This window comes from Bacteroides sp. (genome assembly GCF_019417265.1).
In the GTDB taxonomy this organism is placed as follows: domain Bacteria; phylum Bacteroidota; class Bacteroidia; order Bacteroidales; family Bacteroidaceae; genus Phocaeicola.
The window spans coordinates 1-23,793 of the sequence record NZ_DXVR01000014.1; the positions used below are offsets into that span (position 1 = coordinate 1).

Here is a 23,793-nt window from a genome sequence, read left to right on the forward strand (position 1 = left end):
GCTTTCTTTTGATTTTTATGCGTTTACATCTCTTTATTTATGAATAAAAATCGTAATTTTGCAAGCAAGAGCTGTGGTTGCTTATGGATGCTTATTTTCGGATTTGCGTTATATTTGCAACACATGTACGCAAGTCGCTGATAGATATATCACGTTGATTTTGAGGAAGTTAAGTAAAAATCAAATAAAGTAGTTTAATTAAAATGAGGCATAATTGCAATGATTGTGCCTCATTTTTTTATTTATAGTTATGGGTAAAGAGTTTCAAAGGAAATCAAAAGAGAGCAAACCAGTCATAGCAATCTGTTATGACTTCGATAAAACTTTATCTCCAGACGATATGCAGGCTCAAGGGTATATACAATCAGTAGGTTACGAAGTAGAGTCTTTTTGGAAAGAATCTAACGGATTAGCTGAAGAGAACGACATGGATCAGAATTTGGCATACATGTTCACAATGATTCAGAAAGCTCATGGAAAGTTTGTTTTCAACAGGCAAGCTTTAATAGATTATGGAGCGAAAGTAAAGTTATTCCCCGGTGTAGATACATGGTTTAAAAGAATCAGAGAATATGGAGAAAGTAAGGGGGTAATTGTTGAACACTATATCATATCTTCGGGATTAAAAGAAATGATTGAAGGAACAAAGGTTGCACATGAATTTGAGAAAATTTATGCCAGCTCATTTTATTATGATAAAGATGGGGTAGCTCAGTGGCCCGCACAAGTTATAAATTATACAAGCAAGACACAATTTCTTTTTAGAATAGAAAAAGGGACATTGGATGTAAACGATTCCGCCGTCAACGATTACTTTGAACCCGAAAATATTCGTATTCCTTTTAGAAACATGATTTATATAGGTGACAGCGACACCGATATACCATGTATGAAACTTATCAATGCCAATTCAGGTCATTCTATAGGAGTTTTTAATCCTGAAACTCAGGATAAGAGAAAAGTCTATAGGATGATGGAGGATAAACGAATAAAATATTATACCCCTGCCGACTATACAGAAGGTTCAGACTTGGATATGTTGGTAAAAAACATCATTGACGCAACTGCTTCGAATGAAAAACTGATGTCTATTCATTACAGAAATAAACAAGAACAGGTTAGTCATAACGGAAAAGCAGACTATAAGGAAAATAAAGAAAAAGAAAAACTTATCATGGATTTGGAGAATAGCAGCAGCTTTAAACAAACTCATTCCATAATTTCAGAACTTAAGAAAATCAAGAGCTGGACTTCAGAAGAGAAGAAGCAATTAAAGCTGATTGCAGAAAAGAACAAACAGGTCTCATCTATAAAAAAGGACGAAGATGTCGCTTCTTTCTATTCATCTCTTGAATAGTACTCAGAATCTTCTGCAGCCAATAAACAATCGTCTTCTTCAAGGACTTTATATGTTTTGACTTTTCTATCTTCAAGAAAAATATGATTCAATGTATAAGCTAAGGACTCAAGCGTTTGTTCGCGAACTTTATTTTTTAGTTGGCACTCCCAGACTGTAATACAATGCCAGCCCATAGCAGCAAGCTGGCATTGTTCTTCCTTATCACGTTCTCTATTCCGTTCGATTTTCTTTTGCCAAAAATCAATATTAGTTTTAGGTAAACGGAAATATTTACAGTTTTCATGACCATGCCAAAAGCAGCCATTCACAAAAAATGACTGTTCGATATTTACGAAGTTTAGGATGGCCTGGAAGGCGTGGATAATTTAGCCGATAGCGGAAGCCTCGGCTAAACAAGAACTTTCGAACCACCATTTCAGGCTTTGTGTTCTTACCTAGCTTTTCATAGCATAATGGTACCAATCTGTACCGTATTCTCTATCCGGTAGAAAATGTGAAAACAGATAATAAAATTATATACATAAAAAAAGGGAATCTTCCCAGACTCCCAATCTTCATTAACCTTAAATCTAATACCATGAAAAACACAGTGCAAATATACGGGTTTTATGTTATGTAACATATAAAACTATAGTAAAAGTACATATATTTAACTATATTTTAACTCAAAGCGCCGTCATAAACATTTCATAACATTTTATTCACCTTTTCTCCTTGAAATTTCATCTCTAAGCATTGCTGCCCTCTCATAATCCTCGTTATTAACTGCGGCCTCCAAATCCATCTGGAGCATATCTGTACCGACTGAATTAAGCGGCATACTGAATCCGGAACCATCGGATGTAACAATTCGTATCTTTTCTTTCTCTAATATTTCATCAGTAACAAAAATCGGAAAGCCCATTTTCAGAGATAAAGAAAAAGCATCTGTAGGACGCGAATCAACCTTGAAAGTACTTCCGTCAGGACGTGTGCAATAGATATATGAATTGAAAACACCATCATTGACATCATAGATTACAACTTTATTAACCGTCACATCTGCCTCAAGAAGCAAAAATGCTACTAAATCGAATGTCAACGGGCGCGGTGTCTTATATCCTGACATGCACGTTCTTAAATCAGTAGCTTCACGGCCACCTATAATCATCGCAAGCCGTCTTTTCGATTCATTGCCACAGACTTCCTCCAATATGAGGGCATGCGATGTGGAAGGCCTCAGCAAATCTGATATACCGCTTATTATAACTTCTATTTCATCCATACTAAAAATATATTAGTTACCATACTTTCAACAAATATAAGCAAAAAAATATACCTTACAGCATAATACGGGAAATATTAATGATTACACTATGAATAAACTTTTTAATAATAAACACGCTATTGCAAATGTTGTATTGATTTTTATTTATACATTTGTATTATTTTTTACTTACAGAATCCTATTAAGCTAAACTATTATATAGATGGAGAATGAACACTGGTATGCGATGTATGTAAAAATGCATCATGAAAAGAAAACTGCAGAGAAACTATATAAAATGGGGGTTAAACATTACTTACCATTACAGGAAACCGTTAAACAATGGAGCGACAGAAAGAAAAAGGTAAAGGAAATAGTCATCCCGATGATTATCTTTATAAAATCTGATGATAAAACCAGAATAGAGGTCTTAAAATCCATTCCATCTGTAAACGGTACAATGATAGACAAAGCTACTCACAAACCGGCAATCATAAGGAATGAAGAAATGGAACGCTTCATGTTTATGCTTGACTATTCGGAAAATACCGTGAGATTCTGTTGCGAACCACTGAAACCAGGAGAAAAAGCGGAGGTGATAAAAGGTCCTCTCAAAGGACTTAAAGGAGAACTTATAGATATAGACGGCAAAAGTCAGGTCTCTGTCCGGTTAGAAATGTTAGGATGTGCTATGGTGGAAATGCCTGTAGGATTCTTAAAAAAGATAGAAGACGAACAATTATAACATCAATTTGATATATAAAAATCACATAAACAGTAAAAATGAAGTTTTTACTTGTTGTTTTGATGTTTTTTTCTAATTTTGCAGTCAGTCAATATTAACATCGGTCTGTCTGATGTTATATACCGAACGAGAATAATAAAACCTTACAAATAATTGTTATAATGGAAAACGACTGCAAATATCTCCATCCCGAGATGGAAACTATGACGAGAGAAGAAATAGAGAAACTGCAACTGGAAAGACTGCAAAAAACAGTAAGACATTGTATGAATTCTCCTTTCTACAAAAAAAGATTTGAAGAATACAACCTTAAACCTGAAGATATAAAAACGCTCGATGATATCAGAAAGATACCATTCACTACGAAGCAGGATTTGCGTGACAATTACCCCTACGGACTTTCGGCCGTACCTCTTAAAGATGTAGTCAGACTACATTCGTCAAGCGGAACCACAGGTACTCCAACAGTGATACTTCACACTCAGAAAGACCTTGACGAATGGGCTAACGCCGTGGCAAGATGCCTTCATATGGTGGGACTGAGAGCAGGTGATATATTCCAGAACTCATCCGGTTACGGTATGTTTACAGGAGGATTAGGATTCCAATATGGAGCTGAGCGACTCGGAATGCTTACCGTTCCCGCTGCTGCCGGAAACACTAAAAGACAAATCAAGTTCATAACCGATTTCGGTACAACAGCCCTGCATGCCATACCAAGCTACGCGGGACGATTGTATGAAGTAATGGAGGAGATGGGAATAAATCCGGCCAAAGACACCAAACTGAAAACACTGATTATCGGTGCAGAGCCACACTCAGAGGAGCAAAGAAAGAGAATCGAAAAGATGCTTGGAGTGAAGGCATACAATTCGTTCGGTATGTCGGAAATGTGCGGTCCGGGAGTGGCTTTCGAATGTACAGAACAGAACGGTCTTCATATATGGGAGGACTACTATATTGTGGAAATAGTAGACCCTGAAACACTTGAGCCTGTTCCCGAAGGTGAGGTGGGCGAACTGGTACTTACTACCATAAACCGCGAGGCAATGCCGTTACTTAGATACAGGACAAGAGATCTGACAAGATTCCTGCCAGGAGAATGTAAATGTGGACGCTATCACAGACGCTTGGACCGCATGAAAGGCAGAAGTGACGACATGATTATACTGAAGGGTGTAAACATCTTCCCTATCCAGATAGAGACCATACTTATGCAGTTCAAGGAACTCGGCTCTGACTATTTGATTACACTTACCAACCTCGATGCAAACGATGAAATGACGGTGGAAGTGGAACTGAACGAATTTACAGACGATTTCGGCTCACTGCAAAAGCTTACAAAAGAAATTACAAGACAGCTGAAAGACGAGATTCTGATAACACCAATCGTAAAACTTGTTCCTAAAGGCAGTCTGCCAAAACAGGAAGGAAAAGCTGTGAGAGTGAAAGATTTGCGTAAAACATTAATTTAAAGATATATTCATCATGACTGTACATCAACTATCAGTATTTGTAGAAAATAAATCGGGAACTCTGCTAAAGGTTCTTGAACTGCTTAAAGAAGCAGAAATACAACTTATTGCTTCTACTATCTCCGACACTGTGGAATACGGTATATACAGGATTATATGTTCCGACCCTGAAAGGGCTTTTCAGACATTGAACAATGCAGGTATATCTGCCAATGTTTCGGAAGTATTCGCCATAACGCTTGACAACTATCCGGGAAGAGCTGCAGATGCCATAAAAAGCTTTACTGATGCCGGAATAGGAATCTCATACTTATATTCTTTCCTGCTTGGAGGAAAAGGAATCCTCGTATTCAGAACAGACGATGCAGAAAAGACAAGACAAGTGATAACAGAAAATAAAATGAGCTATCTGGAGGACAAAGACTTGAATTCAATGGCATAAAGAAAAGAATACGGATAATTAACTTATTTGAAAGTTATCATCTTGTTGCTAATAAAGTTTACAGCACCATAAACAAAGAGTCCGAAGAATTGGGCCAGATATTCATTGAGGTGAAGAAGTTCCACCAATATAAGAAGAAACACGAATTGGGCACTATAGGCCATGACAAAAGCTATAAGGAAGAACAGTATCTGACGCTGGATGCTGTTCTTTTTTGTTTCTTTGTAAAGAGGGAAAATCCAGTACTTGCACCATAGGAAATTATTTATCTGAGCTGCCGTATATGCTGATATATTGGCTATCATATAGTCAAGATTGCATATATCCATAAGCAGCCAGACCACCAATGCAGCAATAATGGCATTAAGTGTCCCTACTATTACAAATCGTATGATGCGTACTGTTTCTTTCATTAACTAAAATCAAAAATATGGCACGGAAACAGGGATAGCCGAAACACTCCTGTATCCGTGCCTTATTATATATACTAAATTTTTATCAGTTCTTTTCTTTGATATCAACTACCAAGTTAAGTTCGTCAAGCTGTTTCTGGTCAAGATAACCAGGAGCATCAAGCATAACATCTCTACCAGAGTTGTTCTTAGGGAATGCTATACAGTCACGGATTGAATCCAAACCTGCAAAGAGTGATACCCAACGGTCAAGACCGTAAGCAAGACCACCGTGAGGAGGTGCACCAAACTTGAATGCGTTCATCAGGAAGCCGAACTGTTCCTGTGCCTTTTCTGGAGTAAATCCAAGAATTTCGAACATCTTGGCCTGAAGCTGAGAGTCGTGGATACGGATTGAACCACCTCCTACTTCAACACCATTGATAACCATATCGTATGCATCTGCACGAACTGCAGCAGGGTCAGTGTCAAGAAGTGCGATATCTTCATCCTTAGGATGAGTGAATGGGTGGTGCATAGCCATTAAGCGACCTTCTTCTTCGCTCCATTCGAACATTGGGAAGTCAACAACCCACAGACAAGCAAACTTGTTCTTGTCGCGCAATCCCAACTGATTACCCATTTCAAGACGAAGTTCACAAAGCTGCTTACGTGTCTTCATCACATCGTCACCACTGAGGATAAGAATCAAGTCACCAGGTTTAGCACCAAATGCTTCTTTCATCTTCTGCAGAACTTCCTGTGAATAGAACTTGTCAACGCTTGACTTCACGTTACCGTCAGCCTCAACACGTGCGTAAACCAATCCCTTGGCACCTATCTGAGGACGCTTAACGAAGTCTGTCAACTGGTCAAGCTGCTTGCGTGTATATGTAGCAGCACCTTCGGCACAGATACCGCCAATGTATGCAGCATTGTCGAATACAGAGAAACCGTGGCCTTTTAGGATATCCATCAGTTCTACGAATTTCATTCCGAAGCGCAAATCAGGTTTGTCGCTACCGTAATATTTCATTGCATCTGCCCATGGCATACGGATGAACGGTTCAGTAAGCTCTACACCGCGCAATTCCTTGAACAGGTGTTTAGCCATGCCTTCGAATGTGTTGATGATGTCTTCCTGTTCAACGAAACTCATTTCACAGTCTATCTGAGTAAACTCAGGTTGACGGTCGGCACGAAGGTCTTCGTCGCGGAAACATTTCACAATCTGGAAGTAACGGTCGAAACCTGAAACCATCAACAGCTGCTTCAATGTCTGTGGTGACTGTGGAAGTGCATAGAACTGTCCCGGATTCATACGTGACGGAACGACAAAGTCGCGTGCACCTTCAGGAGTAGAACCGATAAGCATAGGAGTTTCCACTTCAAGGAATCCCTTGCTGTCAAGATAGCGGCGTACTTCCATAGTCATGCGGTGACGCAATTCCAAGTTCTTGCGCACAGCAGTACGACGAAGGTCGAGGTAACGGTACTTCATACGAAGGTCGTCACCACCGTCGGTATTGTCTTCAATAGTGAAAGGAGGAGTCTGAGCCGAGTTCAGGATGTTAAGCTCAGAAACGATGATTTCGATATCACCTGTAGGAATATTATTGTTTTTGCTTGAACGTTCGTTCACGATGCCTTTTACCTGAATAACGAACTCACGTCCCAGATGATTAGCTTTTTCACAAAGGTCGGCATTCACATCGGTATTGAAAACCAACTGTGTGATACCATAACGGTCGCGGAGGTCAACGAATGTCATTCCTCCCATTTTACGTGTACGCTGTACCCATCCGGCAAGTGTCACATTTTTGCCTGCATCGGCAAGTCTCAACTCGCCACAAGTATGACTTCTAAACATATTATGAGTATTTTAATCTTTTGAACGACAAAGTTAGTACATGTTTTTGATTTATGCAATTATATTCACTTTTGAGTTTCTTCAAGCTTGGTCTTAAGACGCTCAAGAATATATATAGGCCCCTGCATTTTGGGATTATCACAATTTATCTCAGCCTGTGTCACAAGCTTTGCAAGAGTGTCCTTCAGATTAGGAATATATGTCGCCTTGTCCAACTGTATTGACTCAGGCAATTCCACACTCTTAAACCATTCCTCCAGTTCGCGAAGTTCATCACGAGTGTAAAGTTTAGATTCTATTTTTGCCATAAATATTTTGTATAAATCTGTATCATATAAGTTAAAAAGGATAGCCCACCGCAAAATGGAAAGCAAAATCGCGCGAGAAATCCGGTACAATAAGAGGAAACCTCTCAATTCCGCTTCCCATAGGATTTACAGCTTTCATACCTCCATCGAATCGGAGAATCAGGAAATCAAGATCGAAACGTATTCCCAAACCATATGAAACCGCTATCTCCTTATAGAAACGGTTGAAAGCAAACTGCCCAGTAGAATCTGAATATCTGTTCTTCAATGTCCACACGTTTCCGGCATCAATGAATGCTGCAGCATTTAATTTCCAGAACAGGTGTGTTCTGTATTCCACATTCATATCCAATTTTATATCACCGGTATGATTGACATAATCAAGTGAGCCTGAAGCTCCACGATATCCTCCCGGTCCCAAAGAACGTACGCTCCACCCTCTCACACTGTTTGCACCTCCTGAGAAATAAAGTTTTTCGAAAGGCAAACTTTTTGAATTACCATAAGGAATTGCAATACCCGTACCTATATGAAAGACCACAGCATTTCTATCGTCAATCATAATATTCTTTGCATAATCAAAGTCTGTCTTTACATATTGGGCAAAACTGATATTTCCCATTCTGAAAGATTCTCCATCAGACGGTTTTCCGTGTATCAACTTAGAAAAACCGTAAATAAGGTTACCAGACTCTTCTATATTGAAACGGATGGAGTATGAACTTTTTTTGGCTGTCTGCTGAGTAGATACTCCGGCACTGTTATAAGTATAAGTGTAGCCTAACCTAACAATGAACAAATCCTCATAACTGTATCTTAACAGTGGATTTATCTCATCCATATAATTAAGATACTCGATAAATGTCTTAGACCTGTATGGCATATAGATATAATTTATATCGAGTACATCAAGCCTGTGACTCGCTCTTCTTCTGCTGTTCCATCTGTAGCTCCATGCTGCCGAAGCCAATGTTCGCTCAAATTCAGGTCTGATTTGCCAGTTGTACTTCGCACTGACCTGCGACTTGGCATTCACACTCTTCTTGAAGTCAGATTTCAGAAAGGGAAACATGAATTCCGGAAACTCAAGACTTGTTTCAACACCGTATTCCGTATAGTTATTGTTTGAATATCCCTCAAGCCCTGTTACAGCCTCGTATGCACCTCTGACCTTGATATTAAACGTTTCGGAACCCTTAAAAAGATTTCTGTGAGTGTATGTTACAGAAGCAGCCGCTCCCAAATCGCCAGCCGAGTTCGTACCTTCTACCTGAAAAGAAAGAGTCTTGTTCTTATTCTTCGATAATGATACATATGCATCAAGATAGGCAGAGTCATTATCAAGATGTTCCACAAATCTTATGTTAGAATATTTCAGTATTCCCAAGCGTGACAAAGATGAATATGTGGACATCACATCACGGTTGGAATACAGTTTTCCCGGCACTATCCTATTATGTGAAGCAATCACTCCCGGACGCAAGAACAACTTATCATCGTACAGGATGTTTATACCATCATACTGTATTGTATCGACTGTAGAAGACTCGTTTGCTGCATAAGCATTGTCGCTGTCCAGAATGTAATTTACGCTTCTTATTTCATACTGGCGGTGTAAAGAGCCCGTACTTTCTCCCCTGTTGCTGCTCAATGATATATTCATTGTAAGGTCAATCTTATACGTGCCCCTGACTGTATCTGCCTGAAATGTAATATAATCTTTGTTGAATCTGTAGTATCCCCTGTTCAGAAGATATTGCGCAATCTTGTTTCTTTCCTCCTCAAGCATATTGACATTAAAACGCATACCTTCTTTCAATCCGCTTTTTACAGAATCATTCATCAACAATCCTCTTATCACATAATCCTCAACATTATAATTGACACTGGAAATCATATATGGCTTGCCTGAAGATACCTTGTAATATGCATCGAGCTTGTTCTTTTTCTTTCTCTCTTCTAATGACACCTGTGCACTGAGATACCCTTTGTTCTGTACTGCTCCAAGAATCTGCAATCGTGTTTCTTCGGCAACAGACGGGTCGTATATTCTCGGTGCATCCCCTATTCTACGCAGGAACCTGTTTATCCATTTTGTAGAATCCTTGCCAGAAGCGCAATAGATGTACATAGGAAGCTTTACAAGGCTGAACCATTTGGAATTTGGCTTTTGGCGGACGTATGAATACATTTCCGAAGACTTTATCTCGCTGTTGTCGCTGCTGATATGTACTTCGTCGAGCAAATATTGTCCTTCAGGTATGAATTTACCCACAGAACACCCACCGAGCAGCAGTGAGATAATTATGGTGAATATATATGTACGAAACTGATTCATCATTCGGAAAATCAAACTTATTTATTTGCAAATGTACACAAAATTCCACTAACAGAATATATACTGATGAAAATTATCCTCTTATCGGCAATAAGATTATTCATGCCATTCTATAATCTCCGAGTTCTCATAGATAAAATGAAAATAATGTACTTACGAACTCGAAGTTTACGAAGTTAAACTTTTAATAATATATCTGTAAATTGAAAAGATCTTCTTAGCTTTGTCGGAAATAACTTCAGACTATTTAAATCATGCTCAGTAAAAATAAAATAAAGTTTATCCGTTCTTTGGAATTGAAGAAATTCAGAAAAGAGAACAAAGCATTTTTAGCGGAAGGAAACAAGTTGGTATCCGACCTTGCCGGACATTTCAGATGCAAGTTATTGGTGTCAACTCGGGAATGGCTTAACTCCAACACACAGATATCGGCTGACGAAATAATAACTGTAGAAAAGGACGAGCTGTCACGTGCCAGTCTGCTCAAAACTCCACAAGATGTTTTGGCCGTTTTCGAGACACCTGTCTATAAATTATCAGAAAATAATCCACGGAAGGAACTATGCCTGGCTCTCGATGATGTGCAGGACCCTGGAAATCTCGGTACCATCATAAGAGTGGCCGACTGGTTCGGAATAAAAAACATATATTGCTCAAACGGAACTGCCGATGCGTTCAGTCCGAAAACCGTACAGGCCACTATGGGCGCACTCGCGAGAGTAAAACTACACTATTGCGATTTGAAGGAACTGATTTCAAGACTTAATGATGTTCCGGTTTTCGGAACTTTCCTCGATGGCAAAAATATCTACGAAAATGAATTATCTGCAAACGGACTTATCGTGATGGGAAATGAAGGAAATGGTATCAGTAAAGAGGTTTCGGAACTTATCAATAGAAGAATACTTATACCTAACTATCCTCAAGGTCACGAAACTTCAGAATCATTGAATGTGGCTATAGCAACAGCCATTGTATGTTCTGAATTTAGAAGACGGCAGATTTAAGACAATCGCAGAACTATACTGTTGTCCGAAAAGCACATATCGGAAACATTGAACGAAGTTATATAATACGCATTAAGAATAAGGAGTTTATTATCATCCTCTGATGGTAATAGGCTCCTTAACTTTTTATCGCTGTCTACGAATAGTACTGTTGAATCCGACATCTGCTCCGGCGTTCCACATAATAATATCTTTGGGGAATCGTACGACAGTACAATCAGACCGTTCAGCCACTCCGTAAAACTTATTTCCTCTGTAAAAGGATAATAATCTGTTACGGCACCCGTCTGTTCGTCTAATTGAACAACATGATTTTTCAGAAACACCCCCAAATGCGGGATATATAATCTGTGTGAAGCAAATCTTTTCATCAGAAATCTATCCCTCGGAAACACGTTTGATTTTGTTTACCCCATTTCCTTTTCTCACCTTTCTGTCAGAAACACGTACTTCCTGTTCCTTTGATTCCGGCCTATCGTTTTCCTGCTTTTGAGAAACTTTATCTGAAACTTCTACGGGCTTACCGACCGCATTGGACCTAAAGTTTCCTTCTCTGTAACGTAACAGCTTAATGTTATTGATAAGTACTGTAGCATCAGCTGAATCAGGATTACTGTAATATACAAAGCCACTGACACTCTTATATTTATATGCTGAATCAGGTTGCAGAACCAACTGTTCTTTTCCGGACTTTTCTATAACCTTCGACATTGCCAGAGTACTGTCATTATCAAATGTTATTTTCATAGAAACAACAGCCTTGGCAGTGTTCTTTTCATACGCTAAGAAGCTATAATCAGCCTCAAGCACAAGGATATCCTTATTGTGGAAAGTAGTATCAGCCTTGAGGTCAAACATAAGTCTGTTTGTAAGCGGAGAAGTAGTAAGCCAATACAGATTTCTGTCGGACCACACATCAACAGAGTCACCGGAAAACGACACAGAAATCTGACCGCTTCGTTTGTTTATTTCCGACTTCATCTGCTCTTCGGCCATTTCATACCGCTTCTGAAGATTCTTGTAAATGTCTGTAAGTTCCTTAGTATTTCTTGTGTACCAGACCATTGAAGAGTCAAACTCAGCTTCAGTCACACCATGTTTCTTGAATACATAATTTTTATAAGATTCACGCTTATATCTTTCAGAATAACTCAAATCATTACCCATGGTGAGAGCCAAATGATAATCATACAACAACTCTTCCATAGCAGACGGCTGTATGATATCATCAGGAATTTGTTTACCACAAGACACTACGGTAAAAACTGTTCCACAAAGCAATAAGCGTAAATATTTATTCATAAAAATAGTGTATTGATTATTTCTTTTCTGTATGTGATAATGAATTCAGATAACCACTGTAGAATATAAGCAACGCTATTATTCCACAACTGATAGCAGCATCGGCAAAGTTGAAGATAGGGCTGAAAAATATGAAATGCTCTCCACCAACCAATGGCATCCAGTCAGGCCAGTAAGTATCGATAATCGGGAAATAGAACATGTCGACTACTTTTCCATGCAGCCAGTCGGAATACCCATCTCCAATAGGTACGAAACTTGCAATCTGAGTTCTTGTACTTTCGCTGAATATTTCACCATAGAACACACAGTCTATTATATTGCCTATGGCTCCTGCCAAAATTAACGACAGACATACTATATAACCGGTCTTGACCTTTTTGGGCTGACGGACAAGCTTGGCTATATACCATGTAATCAATATGACAGCTACTATGCGGAAGATGGTTAGGAAAAGCTTGGCAAATATTTCCAAACCGAAAGCCATACCGTTATTCTCTGTGAAATAAATGTAAAACCAGTCTGTTATCTTATAATTCTGATGCAGGAACATGGTTGTTTTCACCCAGATTTTTATAATCTGGTCTATAATCAATACCACAGCCACTATAATAGCGGCCATCCTGCCTTGAGAAAATATCTTATTCATACTAAATACCTATGTAGTAAGTTAAACTTAAAACACAATGAAACTGAAATTTAATCTAAAAAATTGAGAACCGAAAAAACTTCGATTCTCAATTCCGTAAAATAATAAAAATTACTTCTTTCCTTGTTGTTTAGCTTCGATGCTTAATGTAGCATGAGGTACTGCACGAAGACGTTCTTTTGGTATAAGTTTGCCTGTTTCGCGACAAACACCATATGTTTTGTTTTCAATTCGTACCAAAGCTGCCTGCAGATTCTGAATAAACTTAAGCTGTCTTGATGCCAGACGAGTTGTTTCTTCCTTCGACAATGTACTGGCACCTTCTTCCAGCACTTTGTATGTAGGCGATGTATCGTCTGTATCATTTCCGTCAGCATTCATAATACTGCTTTTAAGTTTCTCATAGTCGCGTTCTGCGAGCTGAAGTTTTTCCATGATAATGGCACGGAACTCCTCGAGTTCAGCGTCAGAATACCTTGTTTTCTCAGCCATAGTGTTTAAGTTTTAAAATTAATAATAGTATCTGCCAAGTGTTACAACATCCGGCAGATGGGAACATTTATCACTGTTTGGTAACCTTCACAAACAGAGAGAAGTCATCAAAGTTGAGTTCTGTACCTTCAGCAACTTCGTCTACCTGTTCAAGTGATTTAGCCAAAACTTGGTTGCAAATATAATTATTATATTCATTTACAGCATCATCTGTATTGGAATTTCTTGATAAAGTGATATTTATTTTATCAGTTATTTCAAATCCGCTACTCTTTCTGATGTTCTGAATACGATTTACAAGTTCACGTGCTATACCTTCGCGTCTGAGTTCTTCAGTAATTGTCACTTCAAGAGCTACAGTCAAGCGTCCTTCATTGGCTACCAACCATCCCGGAATATCTTCGCTGAAGATTTCAACATCTGCAGTTTCGATAACTGCATCACCTCCGTCAAGAGCGAATGTGTAAGAACCGTTCTTTTCAAGTTCAGCAATAGCTTCCTGCGACATTTCAGCTACGGCAGCAACTACAGCCTTCATCTGTTTTCCGAACTTAGGACCAAGTTTCTTGAAGTCACACTTAACTTTCTTAACCAATACGCCTGAAGCACCTTCTACGAACTTGATTTCCTTAACATTGACTTCGCTAAGAATCAAATCCTTCACTGCTTCGATGTGACGTTTCTGTTCTTCATCAACTACAGGAACCATGATACACTGTAGTGGCTGGCGTACCTTGATATTAACCTTACGACGAAGTGCAAGTACCATTGATGTAACATCCTGTGCCATCTGCATACGTGCTTCAAGCTCCTTATTTACAAGACTTTCGTCAGCTACAGGGAATTTAGCAAGGTGTACTGATACTACATTGTCGCGTCCTGTTACATTTACAAGATCCATATACAGACGGTCTGCATAGAACGGAGCTATAGGAGCCATCAGTTTTGCAACTGTTTCAAGACACACATACAATGTCTGATAAGCAGAAAGTTTGTCTGTTGACATTGAATTTCCCCAGAAACGCTTACGGTTCAGACGCACGTACCAGTTACTCAAGTTGTCATTTACGAAGTCTGTAATCAGACGACTTGCCTTAGTTGGTTCATAATCATTATAGCAAGCATCAACATCCTTTATCAATGAGTTGAGTAATGACAATATCCATCTGTCGATTTCAGGACGTTCTTCCATCGGTACATCTTTCTCTGCATAGCAGAATCCATCTACATTTGCATAAAGTGCAAAGAATGAATATGTATTGTAAAGTGTTCCGAAGAATTTACGTCTTACTTCGTCCACACCTTCAGTATCAAACTTCAAGTTATCCCATGGAGAAGCATTGGTAATCATATACCAGCGCAATGGGTCTGAGCCGAACTTCTCGATTGTAGCGAACGGATCAACCGCATTACCAAGACGCTTAGACATCTTGTTACCGTTCTTGTCGAGTACAAGACCGTTAGAGATAACATTCTTGTAAGCCACACTGTCGAACACCATAGTAGCGATTGCATGAAGTGTAAAGAACCATCCACGAGTCTGGTCAACACCTTCTGCAATGAAATCGGCAGGATAGTAAGAACGGTTGTCTACTATTTCCTTGTTTTCGAACGGATAGTGAAGCTGTGCATATGGCATAGCACCTGAATCAAACCAAACGTCGATAAGGTCAGTTTCACGTTTCATCGGCTTGCCGCTTTCAGAAACCAAAATGATATCGTCAACGTAAGGACGGTGTAAATCTATCTTATCGTAGTTTTCCTTGCTGTACTGTCCTGGAACGAAACCAAGCTTCTTATATGGATTTTCTGTCATGAAGCCAGCAGCTACAGACTTTTCAATTTCATTATAAAGTTCTTCTACAGAACCGATGCACAACTCTTCGCCTTCATCGTTACGCCAGATTGGAAGCGGAGTACCCCAATAACGGGAACGGCTCAAGTTCCAGTCGTTCAGATTTTCAAGCCACTTGCCGAAACGTCCAGTACCAGTTGATTCAGGTTTCCAGTTGATAGTCTTGTTCAGTTCTATCATGCGGTCTTTAGCTGCAGTAGAACGGATAAACCAGCTGTCCAGCGGATAGTAAAGCACCGGTTTGTCTGTACGCCAGCAGTGAGGATAGTTGTGTACATGCTTCTCTATCTTGAATGCCTGATTGTTCTGCTTCATCATCATACAGATATAGATATCAAGCGATTCAGCAGCCTGAGCAGCTTTTTCGTCATACTTGCCGTCAACTGTGAACTGAGGATCGTATGCATTCTTAACCCAACGTCCCTGATATTCTTTATAAGCATCAACATTTACACATTCCTTCACGAAAGTCTCATCAAGTTCGTCCAACAGATAGAACTTACCTGTCAGGTCAACCATAGGACGAGTTTCGCCTTTCTTGTTAATCATGAACAATGAAGGAATTCCTGCAGCACGAGCCACATTGGCATCGTCAGCACCGAATGTAGGAGCGATATGTACTATACCTGTACCGTCCTCTGTAGTAACATAGTCACCTGGAATTACACGGAAAGCTTTTGCAGAAGCCTCAACCCATCCGTCAGCAGTAGCCTCAACAGGCTTAACCCATGGGATAAGCTGTTCGTATTCCATACCTACAAGGTCAGTACCCTTGTACTCTCCTACCACCTTGAATGGGATAAGTTTGTCGCCCGGTTTATAGTCTTCAAGAGCTATATCTTCTGCTTTCTTATTGAAGTGAGTATAAAGAAGAGCCTTTGCCAGAACTACAGTCATCTTCTCTCCTGTATAACCATTATATGTCTGTACAGCTACATAGTCAATTTTCGGACCAACGCAAAGAGCCGTATTTGAAGGTAATGTCCAAGGAGTAGTAGTCCATGCGATGAAGTATGGAGTACCCCACTGTGCCATTTCCGGTTTCGGGTTCTTCATCTTGAACTGTCCTACTACAGTAGTATCCTTAACGTCACGATAGCAACCAGGCTGGTTAAGCTCGTGAGAGCTAAGTCCTGTACCGGCAGCAGGAGAATATGGCTGTATTGTATAACCCTTATAAAGCAGGCCTTTACCGTAAAGCTGCTTCAAGAGCCACCACAAAGTTTCAATATAGCGGTTATCGTATGTGATATAAGGATTTTCAAGGTCCACCCAGTAACCCATCTTGTGAGTCAGGTCAGTCCATTCCTTAGTAAATTTCATGACATCAGTGCGGCAGTGATGATTGTATTCAGCCACAGAGATAGTTTTACCGATATCCTCCTTAGTGATTCCAAGAGCTTTTTCCACACCAAGTTCCACAGGCAGTCCGTGAGTATCCCATCCGGCCTTACGCTTTACCTGAAAACCTTTCATGGTTTTGAAGCGGCAGAATGTATCCTTAATGGTACGAGCCATAACGTGGTGAATACCTGGCATACCGTTAGCAGAAGGAGGACCTTCATAGAACACATACGAAGGATAACCTTCACGTTCTGTCATACTCTTTGAGAACACATCATTCTCATCCCATTTCTTCAGCACCTCTTTATTCACTTCCGACAGGTTAAGCTGAGAATATTCAGTAAATTTGCTACTCATAGTTTTATGTTGTTTATCTAATTATCTTATATTTTGAGAAATAGCTTTACATTAATTAGGCTGCAAATTTAAAAGAAAAAATAGAGAATTAAAAGAAAAGTATATAAGTTTATGCAGAAGCATTGTTTTGTATTTTGCAGAAACAATAAAAAAAACTGTACCTGCATTATCCTGAAAACAATGAGGTACAGCCACACGAATAAACTAAAAAATTAATTATCTTAAATGTTATGAGATGCCTGACAACTTTTTATAAAACGAAAACAATCTAAAACTGCATTTTGTTCATAATTTTCTGTTAATTTCCATAGAAGCATGCCGGATAACCATCCAACAGACAATCCAATCTGTTACTTCCCATCATTATATTATCCATATAAGAATAATCATTAGCCCCATATTTAAGCCTCAGACTGGTATAGTTTGCATCATACCAATCCCAGACAAATGTATATGACGATTCCTTACGGAATCCACGTCTGTCAACAGTCAGGACATAATCCTCACCCATATTATTATCATAGAAACGTAATTCCTGGCGATGAAAATCTCCATAACTGTCAGTCCATTCTTCAACCCATGTTCTGCTACACAAATAATATGTAGCCTCACGGTAATTATTGGTCCCGTTACCGATTTCTATTCCTATTCCTGCATATTGACACGAAGAAAAAAGAATAGAGGATACGGTGATTAATACCGAAAAGGCAATAATCTTAAACAAGCTTTTCATGGTTTCCTTCTGTTATCATTAACTTCCTTGATACAAAAGTACACATACCGGCTCATATTATATAAAGTAAATTCCTATAATTTAAGGGGAATTTCCCTAAAAGTGATAGGGATATAAGAAAAGCATTACAACATGAAGTTCGAGAACTTCACACTGTAATGCTCACTTTGCAAGAATGCTGTGTATTGATTATCAAGCCATTGTTCCGCCAACAATATCAAGAAGTTCATTTGTAATAGCCTGCTGGCGGCTCTTGTTGTACACCAAAGTAAGTTCCTGAATAAGGTCGTTGGCATTGTCAGTTGCTATCTGCATAGCCATTGTTCTGGCCGCATGTTCCGATGCCGCAGCATCAAGCAGCACTGTATAGATTTTCATTCTCAGAACCTTCGGAACAAGTGATTCCATTATAACTTCAGCCGACGGCTCAATTATATAATCGGAAGCATGTTCCTTCATTTCAGCTTTTTCATTTCCTTCCACATGGCCGTTTACATCCACCGGCAGATAAGTTTCATGAGTAAGAATCTGAGATGATGTTGACTTGAAGTGATTATACAGCAAATCGACCTTCTGTATTTCACCCTTCAGGAACTTGGTCATCAGTTCCGAAGCGAGATCTGAAGCATCCTGGTAATTAGGTTTACCGCTCATATGCTGATAGTCACCTGCCACTTCCATTCCCATCTTCTTTACAGCTTCCGCTATTTTTCTGCCCACAGGATAAATCAGGATATTCTCCTTACCTACCTTGGCAGAATATTCGTCTATCAAAGCGGTAAGATGTCTTATGACATTTGCATTATATCCGCCACAAAGACTGCTGTTCGAAGCAAAAGCCACTATAGCCACCTTCTTCACCTGCTTGTTGATAGAGAAAGGTGTCTGAACAGAAACGCCGGAAGCAAGGAAGTTTCTCAAGATTCCAGACAACTTACTTTCGTATGGAAGCATATTTTCGATAGCCTCCTGTGCCTTGTGAAGTTTTGCCGACGCCACCATCTTCATGGCCGAAGTAATCTTCAGCGTGCCGTTGATAGAGTTTATTCTACTTTTTACTTCTTTCAGCGATGCCATAATACTTATTCTTTATATTGTGCCACTATCTCAGCTGCCACTTTCTCGATAATAGCTGTTACAGTATCATTAATCTGTCCGCTTGCGAGAACATCTATTACATCCTCCTTATGGTTAACACGAAGAGTTGAAAGGAATGTATCCTGGAAATTACGAATCTTTCCGATAGGAATTTCACGCATCAACCCATGAGTACCACAGTAAAGTATTGCAATCTGCTCACCTACAGGCATAGGAGAATATTGTGGCTGTATAAGCAACTGATTGTTTTTACGTCCGCGGTCGATAGCCATTGCTGTCACAGAGTCCATATCACTGCTGAACTTGGAGAATGCTTCAAGTTCGCGATACTGTGCCTGGTCAATCTTCAGTGTACCTGCAACCTTCTTCATACTCTTTATCTGTGCACTACCACCCACACGTGATACCGAGATACCTACGTTGATGGCAGGACGGAAACCTTGGTTGAACAGGTCTGTTTCAAGGAATATCTGTCCGTCGGTGATTGAAATCACGTTAGTAGGGATATACGCTGATACGTCACCGGCCTGAGTTTCGATGATAGGCAACGCTGTCAACGAACCGCCGGCCTTAACTTTCCCTTTCAGACTTTCAGGCAAATCATTCATCTGTTCTGCCACTTCCTGCTGGTTGATAATCTTTGCCGCACGTTCAAGCAGACGTGAATGCAAATAGAATATATCACCCGGATATGCTTCACGTCCTGAAGGACGACGAAGGATAAGTGACACCTCACGGTAAGCCACAGCCTGTTTTGACAAGTCATCATATACCACCAGTGCATGACGGCCGGTATCGCGGAAATATTCACCGATAGCAGCACCTGCAAACGGAGCGAAATACTGCATAGCAGCAGGATCTGATGCTGTAGCCGCAACTACCACTGTATAATCCATTGCACCACGTTCACGAAGTGCATTAACTATACTTGCCACAGTAGAACCTTTCTGTCCGATAGCTACATATATACAGTAAACCGGGTTTCCGGCCTCATAGTTTGAACGCTGATTGATGATAGTATCTATAGCGATTGCCGTCTTACCTGTCTGACGGTCGCCGATAATCAACTCACGCTGTCCGCGTCCTATAGGAATCATGGCATCGATAGCCTTCAGACCTGTCTGCAACGGTTCTGTTACAGGCTGACGGAAGATAACTCCCGGTGCCTTACGTTCAAGCGGCATCTCAAAGGTCTCGCCGGTTATATCACCACGTCCGTCCAATGGAACGCCCAGAGGGTCGATGACACGTCCCAACATACCTTCACCAACGTTAATTGAAGCGATATGCTTTGTGCGTTTCACTATCATACCCTCCTTAATCTGGTCTGTAGGACCAAGCAGGACGGCACCCACATTGTCCTCTTCCAGATTCATTACGGTACCCATCACTCCGTTCTCGAATTTCAGCAGCTCGTTGGCTTCAGCATTACGCAAGCCGTATATACGAGCCACACCATCGCTAACCTGCAGCACAGTACCAACCTCATCAAATTTCAGTGATGTGTCGATACCTTCAAGCTGCTGGAGCAATACTTCTGAAACTTCGCTGGGTTTTATAGTATTATCTGCCATTATTTGTCAATTCAATAATTATACTATTCTTCTGTTTTTATCAATAAACTGACGTTTTACTCTTCTAAGCTGGTTGGCAACGCTTGCATCCAAACGGTATCCGTCAATCTCCATTATATAGCCTCCAATGATTGAAGGGTCAATATTTGCTTTGATTTCTACCGTCGAATCTGTCATGAGCGAACCAATTTCCTCCAGATGTCTGACAAGTTCAGGAGCCTCAACAGCCGTAGTCAGTTTACCCATCAAAATATGCTTCCTCTCCCGGTACTGGTCTATAAAAGACCATGTCATGAAATGCAAGAATTTTTCCCTCTTTCCATCAATGACAAGCTGAAGGAAACGTTTCATTTCTTCACTGACATCCTTTCCGCCTGCTGCCTCGACCAGCAAATCCAGTTTCATTTTTCTTGTTACTACCGGATTTTCCACTGTTCTTTTCAAATCAGGCACGTTAGCAAAATGTCCGGCCAGCGTTTCAACCTCCTGATATACTTTCTTCTCGTTTCCCTTTGCCATTGCAAAGTCCAACAAAGCCTTGGCGTAACGCTTTGAAACCACTCCTGTATTCATAACCGGTTATTTAGAAGATTCAACCATCTCGTCCACCAATCGACTGATTAGTTCAGTCTGTTCCTTATCGTCAGCTAATTTAGTGCGTATCACTTTTTCAGCAACACTCACCGAAAGCAGAGCCACCTGACGTCTGATATCACGGATTGCACTTTCCTTTTCAGTTTCAATCTGCTTTTTCATTTCGTCCATCAGACGGTCACCTTCCAAACGAGCCTTTTCCTGAGCCTCTCTAATGATTCGGTCACGTGTTTCAGTAGCCGATTTCAGGATTCCAGCTTGTTCTTCACGAGCTTGAGCAAGGATTTTCTCGCCTTCGGCCTTCACGTTAGCCAATTGTTCGTTAGCTTCGCGTGCTGCTTTCAGCGAGTTGTCGATATACGCCTTCCGGTCGTCCACCATCTTGATGATAACCGGGAATCCGAATTTTGCCAACAGAAAGAAGACAATTCCGAATACCACCACCATCCAGAACAGCAACCCCGGATCCGGAGTCAACAATCCCATACGCTGATTATTATAGGAACAATGTCAAAAGACAAACGATAATTGCAATAAGTGCCACACCTTCAACCAAAGCGGCAGCTATAATCATACCCATACGGATATCACCTGAAGCCTCCGGCTGACGTGCTATAGATTCCATAGCTGAGCTACCAATCTTACCAATACCAATACCTGCACCAATTACTGCAATAGCTGCACCGAGAGCAGCACCAAATTTACCTAAACCTGCACCAGCTGCAGCCTGTAATAAAATTGAAAGTAACATAATTATAAGTTTTAAGTTTGTAAGTTTTTAAGTTTTAAGTCTGTAAGTCTTTTTTGAATTAACAACGCTTGCCATCCGAATGGCCATTATTAATTATTCCTTCTTTTCCTCTTTTACGCGAGAAAGGCCGATAAATACAGCCGAAAGCATAGTAAACACGTACGCCTGTATGAAAGCTACCAGAACCTCAAGTGCTGTCATAAATACTCCGAAAGCAACCGATACGAATGTCATCGTACCATTGATTAGAAAACCAATCTTCACTGTTATGAAAATGATAGCCAATAAACTTAATATAGCGGCATGCCCTGCCATTATATTGGCAAAAAGACGAATCATAAGAGCAAATGGTTTTGTAAACAACCCGAAGAACTCTATAACAGGCATCATAGGTATAGGAGCCTTAAGCCATACCGGCACCTCAGGCCAGAACACTTCTTTCCAATACTCCTTAGTAGCAAATGCATTTGTAAAGAAGAAGGTAAACAATGCCAGAACTAAAGTTATAGCAATATTACCCGTAACATTCGCTCCACCCGGGAAGAATGGAATAAGCCCCATCAAATTATTTACTAATATAAAGAAAAACGCTGTGAGCAGATATGGAGCATACTTCCTGTAATCAGGACCTATACATTCCTTTATTACATCATTATAAACCATAAGCACCACCGATTCTATCATACCGACACCTCCCTTTGGTGCACCGTTTTCCACCGGATGTTTCTTATACCATCGGGCACATCCCAATACTATCCATACCAGAATCGCACTGTTTATCATAAGTGCAAGAACATTCTTCGTGATTGATATGTCCAAAGGACGAACCTCTTCGCCGGCAGCATTACGCTCAACTATTTTTCCATCATAAGCTCCGCCTTCGGCTATGTAAAGTCCTTCGTACTCACCTTCCTCCAGTTTTTTAGATGAGAACACATGCCATCCGGTACTGCTTTTCACTATTACCGGCAGCGGTATTGTGATATGAGCATCTCCTATGCTGACAATATGCCAAGAGTAGGCATCGTTGATATGTCCGAACACCAGTTCATTGACATCTACTTCACCGTCCTCATGCGATGATTCGGCAGACGCAAATCCTGATGTAAAAACCATCAGTAACACCAAAGTCCATATGTAACGTACTTTTTTCATTGTTTCTGTTTTAGTTTTTTCTTCTTTTTAAGCCTCAGTTCAATATTTGTAAAATATACAGTTTCGAATATGAGAAAAGATACATAGAATACCAGAAATGTTGCTACAAAAGGCAAGACTTCATGCCGAACTGCAAAACAGTATATAGCTACAATCAGTACACTGACAAGAAACTTTGTTCCCTTGCTAACCAAGAACAGCGGAATCATTTTATCTTCTCCCAACCGATAAGCCAGAGAAAACATGTTGATGTAAAACAGGCCGAAGAGATAAAAGAACACCGGTATGGCCGGAAACCAGGGAAAATACCTGTCAGGTATAAACAGATGATAAACCAGACCTATAACCACAGACAATACCAAAGTCAATATTGTCATTTTCTTTATGAATACCTTCTTAGCCTTAAGCAAGAACATGTTTTTCAGATTTTACGGTAATTCTACACACACTGAGACCAAATTATCTTTAACCTCAACGAATCCTCCTGTAATTTTCAATTTCTGCGTATCTCTCTGCACTCGATAATGAGCCTCACCACACTGGTAAATGACTTCACCTTCCTTTAAAGAAGATATTATAGGAGCATGGTTTACAAGCACCTGAAATTTACCGAGTTCACCCGGCAGTTCCACCCAGTTGACAGGGCCGTCGAAGAGAGTACGCTCCGGTGCTATTATCACCAGATGCAATTCCTTTCTGTCCATAG

24 protein-coding genes and 1 pseudogene are annotated in these 23,793 nt (G+C 40.1%); 5 read left to right on the top strand and 20 right to left on the bottom strand.

What is annotated here, in order from left to right; translation table 11 throughout:
• Positions 1-250: 250 nt before the first annotated feature.
• Positions 251-1,357 carry an HAD family hydrolase gene (locus QZ379_RS03240; protein ID WP_291558327.1) on the top strand — a complete coding sequence of 369 codons (1,107 nt, stop codon included), beginning with the start codon at positions 251-253 and terminating at the stop codon, positions 1,355-1,357.
• On the opposite strand, the pseudogene QZ379_RS03245 reads toward QZ379_RS03240, so the two are convergent.
• Positions 1,339-1,774 (bottom strand): annotated as a pseudogene (locus QZ379_RS03245) (very short patch repair endonuclease). The gene QZ379_RS03240 and the pseudogene QZ379_RS03245 sit on opposite strands and share 19 nt — an antisense overlap.
• A 283-nt stretch (positions 1,775-2,057) precedes the next feature.
• On the bottom strand, positions 2,058-2,624 hold the full coding sequence (locus tag QZ379_RS03250; RefSeq protein ID WP_291558329.1) for a bifunctional nuclease family protein: 567 nt from the start codon (positions 2,622-2,624) through the stop codon (positions 2,058-2,060).
• Positions 2,625-2,829: 205 nt separating this feature from the next.
• Here QZ379_RS03250 and QZ379_RS03255 point away from each other — a divergent pair, with 205 nt between their 5' ends.
• The 3 genes from QZ379_RS03255 (at position 2,830) to QZ379_RS03265 (ending at position 5,268) form a co-directional block, all read left to right on the top strand.
• On the top strand, positions 2,830-3,351 hold the full coding sequence (locus QZ379_RS03255; protein WP_291558331.1) for a UpxY family transcription antiterminator: 522 nt from the start codon (positions 2,830-2,832) through the stop codon (positions 3,349-3,351).
• A gap of 161 nt (positions 3,352-3,512) precedes the next feature.
• Complete coding sequence (locus QZ379_RS03260) at positions 3,513-4,826, top strand: phenylacetate--CoA ligase family protein (RefSeq protein ID WP_291558333.1); 1,314 nt, start codon at positions 3,513-3,515, stop codon at positions 4,824-4,826.
• 13 nt (positions 4,827-4,839) lie between these two features.
• A complete protein-coding gene (locus QZ379_RS03265; protein WP_291558335.1) occupies positions 4,840-5,268 on the top strand; it encodes an amino acid-binding protein in 429 nt (142 codons plus the stop codon).
• A gap of 23 nt (positions 5,269-5,291) precedes the next feature.
• Here QZ379_RS03265 and QZ379_RS03270 read toward each other — a convergent pair whose 3' ends face one another.
• The 4 genes from QZ379_RS03270 to QZ379_RS03285 form a co-directional block, all read right to left on the bottom strand.
• Positions 5,292-5,681, bottom strand: coding sequence for a GtrA family protein (locus tag QZ379_RS03270; RefSeq protein ID WP_291558336.1), 390 nt, complete (start codon positions 5,679-5,681; stop codon positions 5,292-5,294).
• Between the two features lie 85 nt (positions 5,682-5,766).
• Positions 5,767-7,530 carry an aspartate--tRNA ligase gene (gene aspS, locus QZ379_RS03275; protein ID WP_291558338.1) on the bottom strand — a complete coding sequence of 588 codons (1,764 nt, stop codon included), beginning with the start codon at positions 7,528-7,530 and terminating at the stop codon, positions 5,767-5,769.
• Positions 7,531-7,595: 65 nt separating this feature from the next.
• Positions 7,596-7,838, bottom strand: a complete 243-nt coding sequence (locus QZ379_RS03280; protein ID WP_291558340.1) for a hypothetical protein — start codon at positions 7,836-7,838, stop codon at positions 7,596-7,598.
• A 31-nt stretch (positions 7,839-7,869) separates the two neighbouring features.
• The gene (locus QZ379_RS03285) at positions 7,870-10,176 is read right to left on the bottom strand and encodes a BamA/TamA family outer membrane protein (RefSeq protein WP_291558406.1); all 2,307 of its coding nucleotides are present in this window, start codon (positions 10,174-10,176) and stop codon (positions 7,870-7,872) included.
• A gap of 254 nt (positions 10,177-10,430) precedes the next feature.
• Here QZ379_RS03285 and QZ379_RS03290 point away from each other — a divergent pair, with 254 nt between their 5' ends.
• Positions 10,431-11,183: an RNA methyltransferase gene (locus tag QZ379_RS03290; protein WP_291558342.1), complete on the top strand. Its 753-nt coding sequence runs from the start codon at positions 10,431-10,433 to the stop codon at positions 11,181-11,183.
• Here the strand turns inward: QZ379_RS03290 and QZ379_RS03295 are convergent.
• The 14 genes from QZ379_RS03295 to QZ379_RS03360 form a co-directional block, all read right to left on the bottom strand.
• A complete protein-coding gene (locus tag QZ379_RS03295) occupies positions 11,180-11,554 on the bottom strand; it encodes a hypothetical protein (RefSeq protein WP_291558344.1) in 375 nt (124 codons plus the stop codon). The two genes, QZ379_RS03290 and QZ379_RS03295, sit on opposite strands and share 4 nt — an antisense overlap.
• Before the next feature lie 7 nt (positions 11,555-11,561).
• On the bottom strand, positions 11,562-12,485 hold the full coding sequence (locus QZ379_RS03300; protein WP_291558346.1) for a DUF4296 domain-containing protein: 924 nt from the start codon (positions 12,483-12,485) through the stop codon (positions 11,562-11,564).
• 16 nt (positions 12,486-12,501) lie between these two features.
• Positions 12,502-13,134, bottom strand: a complete 633-nt coding sequence (locus QZ379_RS03305) for a lipoprotein signal peptidase (protein WP_291558348.1) — start codon at positions 13,132-13,134, stop codon at positions 12,502-12,504.
• 111 nt (positions 13,135-13,245) lie between these two features.
• Positions 13,246-13,626 carry a TraR/DksA C4-type zinc finger protein gene (locus QZ379_RS03310; protein ID WP_204508926.1) on the bottom strand — a complete coding sequence of 127 codons (381 nt, stop codon included), beginning with the start codon at positions 13,624-13,626 and terminating at the stop codon, positions 13,246-13,248.
• A 70-nt stretch (positions 13,627-13,696) separates the two neighbouring features.
• Entirely contained in the window at positions 13,697-17,182 is a 3,486-nt protein-coding gene (gene ileS / locus QZ379_RS03315) for an isoleucine--tRNA ligase (RefSeq protein WP_291558351.1), read from the bottom strand.
• A 298-nt stretch (positions 17,183-17,480) separates the two neighbouring features.
• Positions 17,481-17,915: a hypothetical protein gene (locus QZ379_RS03320; RefSeq protein WP_291558353.1), complete on the bottom strand. Its 435-nt coding sequence runs from the start codon at positions 17,913-17,915 to the stop codon at positions 17,481-17,483.
• Positions 17,916-18,107: 192 nt separating this feature from the next.
• The gene (locus QZ379_RS03325) at positions 18,108-18,992 is read right to left on the bottom strand and encodes a F0F1 ATP synthase subunit gamma (RefSeq protein ID WP_291558354.1); all 885 of its coding nucleotides are present in this window, start codon (positions 18,990-18,992) and stop codon (positions 18,108-18,110) included.
• A 5-nt stretch (positions 18,993-18,997) separates the two neighbouring features.
• Positions 18,998-20,587, bottom strand: a complete 1,590-nt coding sequence (gene atpA, locus QZ379_RS03330) for a F0F1 ATP synthase subunit alpha (protein ID WP_291558355.1) — start codon at positions 20,585-20,587, stop codon at positions 18,998-19,000.
• 18 nt (positions 20,588-20,605) lie between these two features.
• Positions 20,606-21,160, bottom strand: coding sequence for a F0F1 ATP synthase subunit delta (locus QZ379_RS03335; RefSeq protein WP_291558357.1), 555 nt, complete (start codon positions 21,158-21,160; stop codon positions 20,606-20,608).
• Positions 21,161-21,166: 6 nt separating this feature from the next.
• Entirely contained in the window at positions 21,167-21,667 is a 501-nt protein-coding gene (gene atpF / locus QZ379_RS03340) for a F0F1 ATP synthase subunit B (protein WP_291558359.1), read from the bottom strand.
• A gap of 10 nt (positions 21,668-21,677) precedes the next feature.
• Entirely contained in the window at positions 21,678-21,932 is a 255-nt protein-coding gene (gene atpE, locus QZ379_RS03345) for an ATP synthase F0 subunit C (protein WP_291558361.1), read from the bottom strand.
• Between the two features lie 93 nt (positions 21,933-22,025).
• A complete protein-coding gene (gene atpB, locus QZ379_RS03350; protein WP_291558363.1) occupies positions 22,026-23,087 on the bottom strand; it encodes a F0F1 ATP synthase subunit A in 1,062 nt (353 codons plus the stop codon).
• Positions 23,084-23,503, bottom strand: coding sequence for a hypothetical protein (locus QZ379_RS03355; protein WP_291558365.1), 420 nt, complete (start codon positions 23,501-23,503; stop codon positions 23,084-23,086). Before QZ379_RS03355 ends, atpB begins: the two co-directional genes overlap by 4 nt.
• A gap of 12 nt (positions 23,504-23,515) precedes the next feature.
• Positions 23,516-23,791: a hypothetical protein gene (locus QZ379_RS03360; RefSeq protein ID WP_291558367.1), complete on the bottom strand. Its 276-nt coding sequence runs from the start codon at positions 23,789-23,791 to the stop codon at positions 23,516-23,518.
• Positions 23,792-23,793: the final 2 nt, after the last annotated feature.

Coding starts and splice junctions, on each gene's coding strand:
- aspS (WP_291558338.1), bottom strand. CDS start 7,530: ATGTTTAGAAGTCATACTTGTGGCGAGTTGAGACTTGCCGATGCAGGC.
- atpE (WP_291558361.1), bottom strand. CDS start 21,932: ATGTTACTTTCAATTTTATTACAGGCTGCAGCTGGTGCAGGTTTAGGT.
- QZ379_RS03285 (WP_291558406.1), bottom strand. CDS start 10,176: ATGAATCAGTTTCGTACATATATATTCACCATAATTATCTCACTGCTG.
- ileS (WP_291558351.1), bottom strand. CDS start 17,182: ATGAGTAGCAAATTTACTGAATATTCTCAGCTTAACCTGTCGGAAGTG.
- QZ379_RS03295 (WP_291558344.1), bottom strand. CDS start 11,554: ATGAAAAGATTTGCTTCACACAGATTATATATCCCGCATTTGGGGGTG.
- QZ379_RS03360 (WP_291558367.1), bottom strand. CDS start 23,791: ATGGACAGAAAGGAATTGCATCTGGTGATAATAGCACCGGAGCGTACT.
- QZ379_RS03280 (WP_291558340.1), bottom strand. CDS start 7,838: ATGGCAAAAATAGAATCTAAACTTTACACTCGTGATGAACTTCGCGAA.
- atpA (WP_291558355.1), bottom strand. CDS start 20,587: ATGGCAGATAATACTATAAAACCCAGCGAAGTTTCAGAAGTATTGCTC.
- atpB (WP_291558363.1), bottom strand. CDS start 23,087: ATGAAAAAAGTACGTTACATATGGACTTTGGTGTTACTGATGGTTTTT.
- QZ379_RS03255 (WP_291558331.1), top strand. CDS start 2,830: ATGGAGAATGAACACTGGTATGCGATGTATGTAAAAATGCATCATGAA.
- QZ379_RS03265 (WP_291558335.1), top strand. CDS start 4,840: ATGACTGTACATCAACTATCAGTATTTGTAGAAAATAAATCGGGAACT.
- QZ379_RS03305 (WP_291558348.1), bottom strand. CDS start 13,134: ATGAATAAGATATTTTCTCAAGGCAGGATGGCCGCTATTATAGTGGCT.
- QZ379_RS03250 (WP_291558329.1), bottom strand. CDS start 2,624: ATGGATGAAATAGAAGTTATAATAAGCGGTATATCAGATTTGCTGAGG.
- QZ379_RS03310 (WP_204508926.1), bottom strand. CDS start 13,626: ATGGCTGAGAAAACAAGGTATTCTGACGCTGAACTCGAGGAGTTCCGT.
- QZ379_RS03355 (WP_291558365.1), bottom strand. CDS start 23,503: ATGTTCTTGCTTAAGGCTAAGAAGGTATTCATAAAGAAAATGACAATA.
- QZ379_RS03290 (WP_291558342.1), top strand. CDS start 10,431: ATGCTCAGTAAAAATAAAATAAAGTTTATCCGTTCTTTGGAATTGAAG.
- QZ379_RS03240 (WP_291558327.1), top strand. CDS start 251: ATGGGTAAAGAGTTTCAAAGGAAATCAAAAGAGAGCAAACCAGTCATA.
- QZ379_RS03300 (WP_291558346.1), bottom strand. CDS start 12,485: ATGAATAAATATTTACGCTTATTGCTTTGTGGAACAGTTTTTACCGTA.
- QZ379_RS03320 (WP_291558353.1), bottom strand. CDS start 17,915: ATGAAAAGCTTGTTTAAGATTATTGCCTTTTCGGTATTAATCACCGTA.
- QZ379_RS03325 (WP_291558354.1), bottom strand. CDS start 18,992: ATGGCATCGCTGAAAGAAGTAAAAAGTAGAATAAACTCTATCAACGGC.
- QZ379_RS03335 (WP_291558357.1), bottom strand. CDS start 21,160: ATGAATACAGGAGTGGTTTCAAAGCGTTACGCCAAGGCTTTGTTGGAC.
- QZ379_RS03260 (WP_291558333.1), top strand. CDS start 3,513: ATGGAAAACGACTGCAAATATCTCCATCCCGAGATGGAAACTATGACG.
- atpF (WP_291558359.1), bottom strand. CDS start 21,667: ATGGGATTGTTGACTCCGGATCCGGGGTTGCTGTTCTGGATGGTGGTG.
- QZ379_RS03270 (WP_291558336.1), bottom strand. CDS start 5,681: ATGAAAGAAACAGTACGCATCATACGATTTGTAATAGTAGGGACACTT.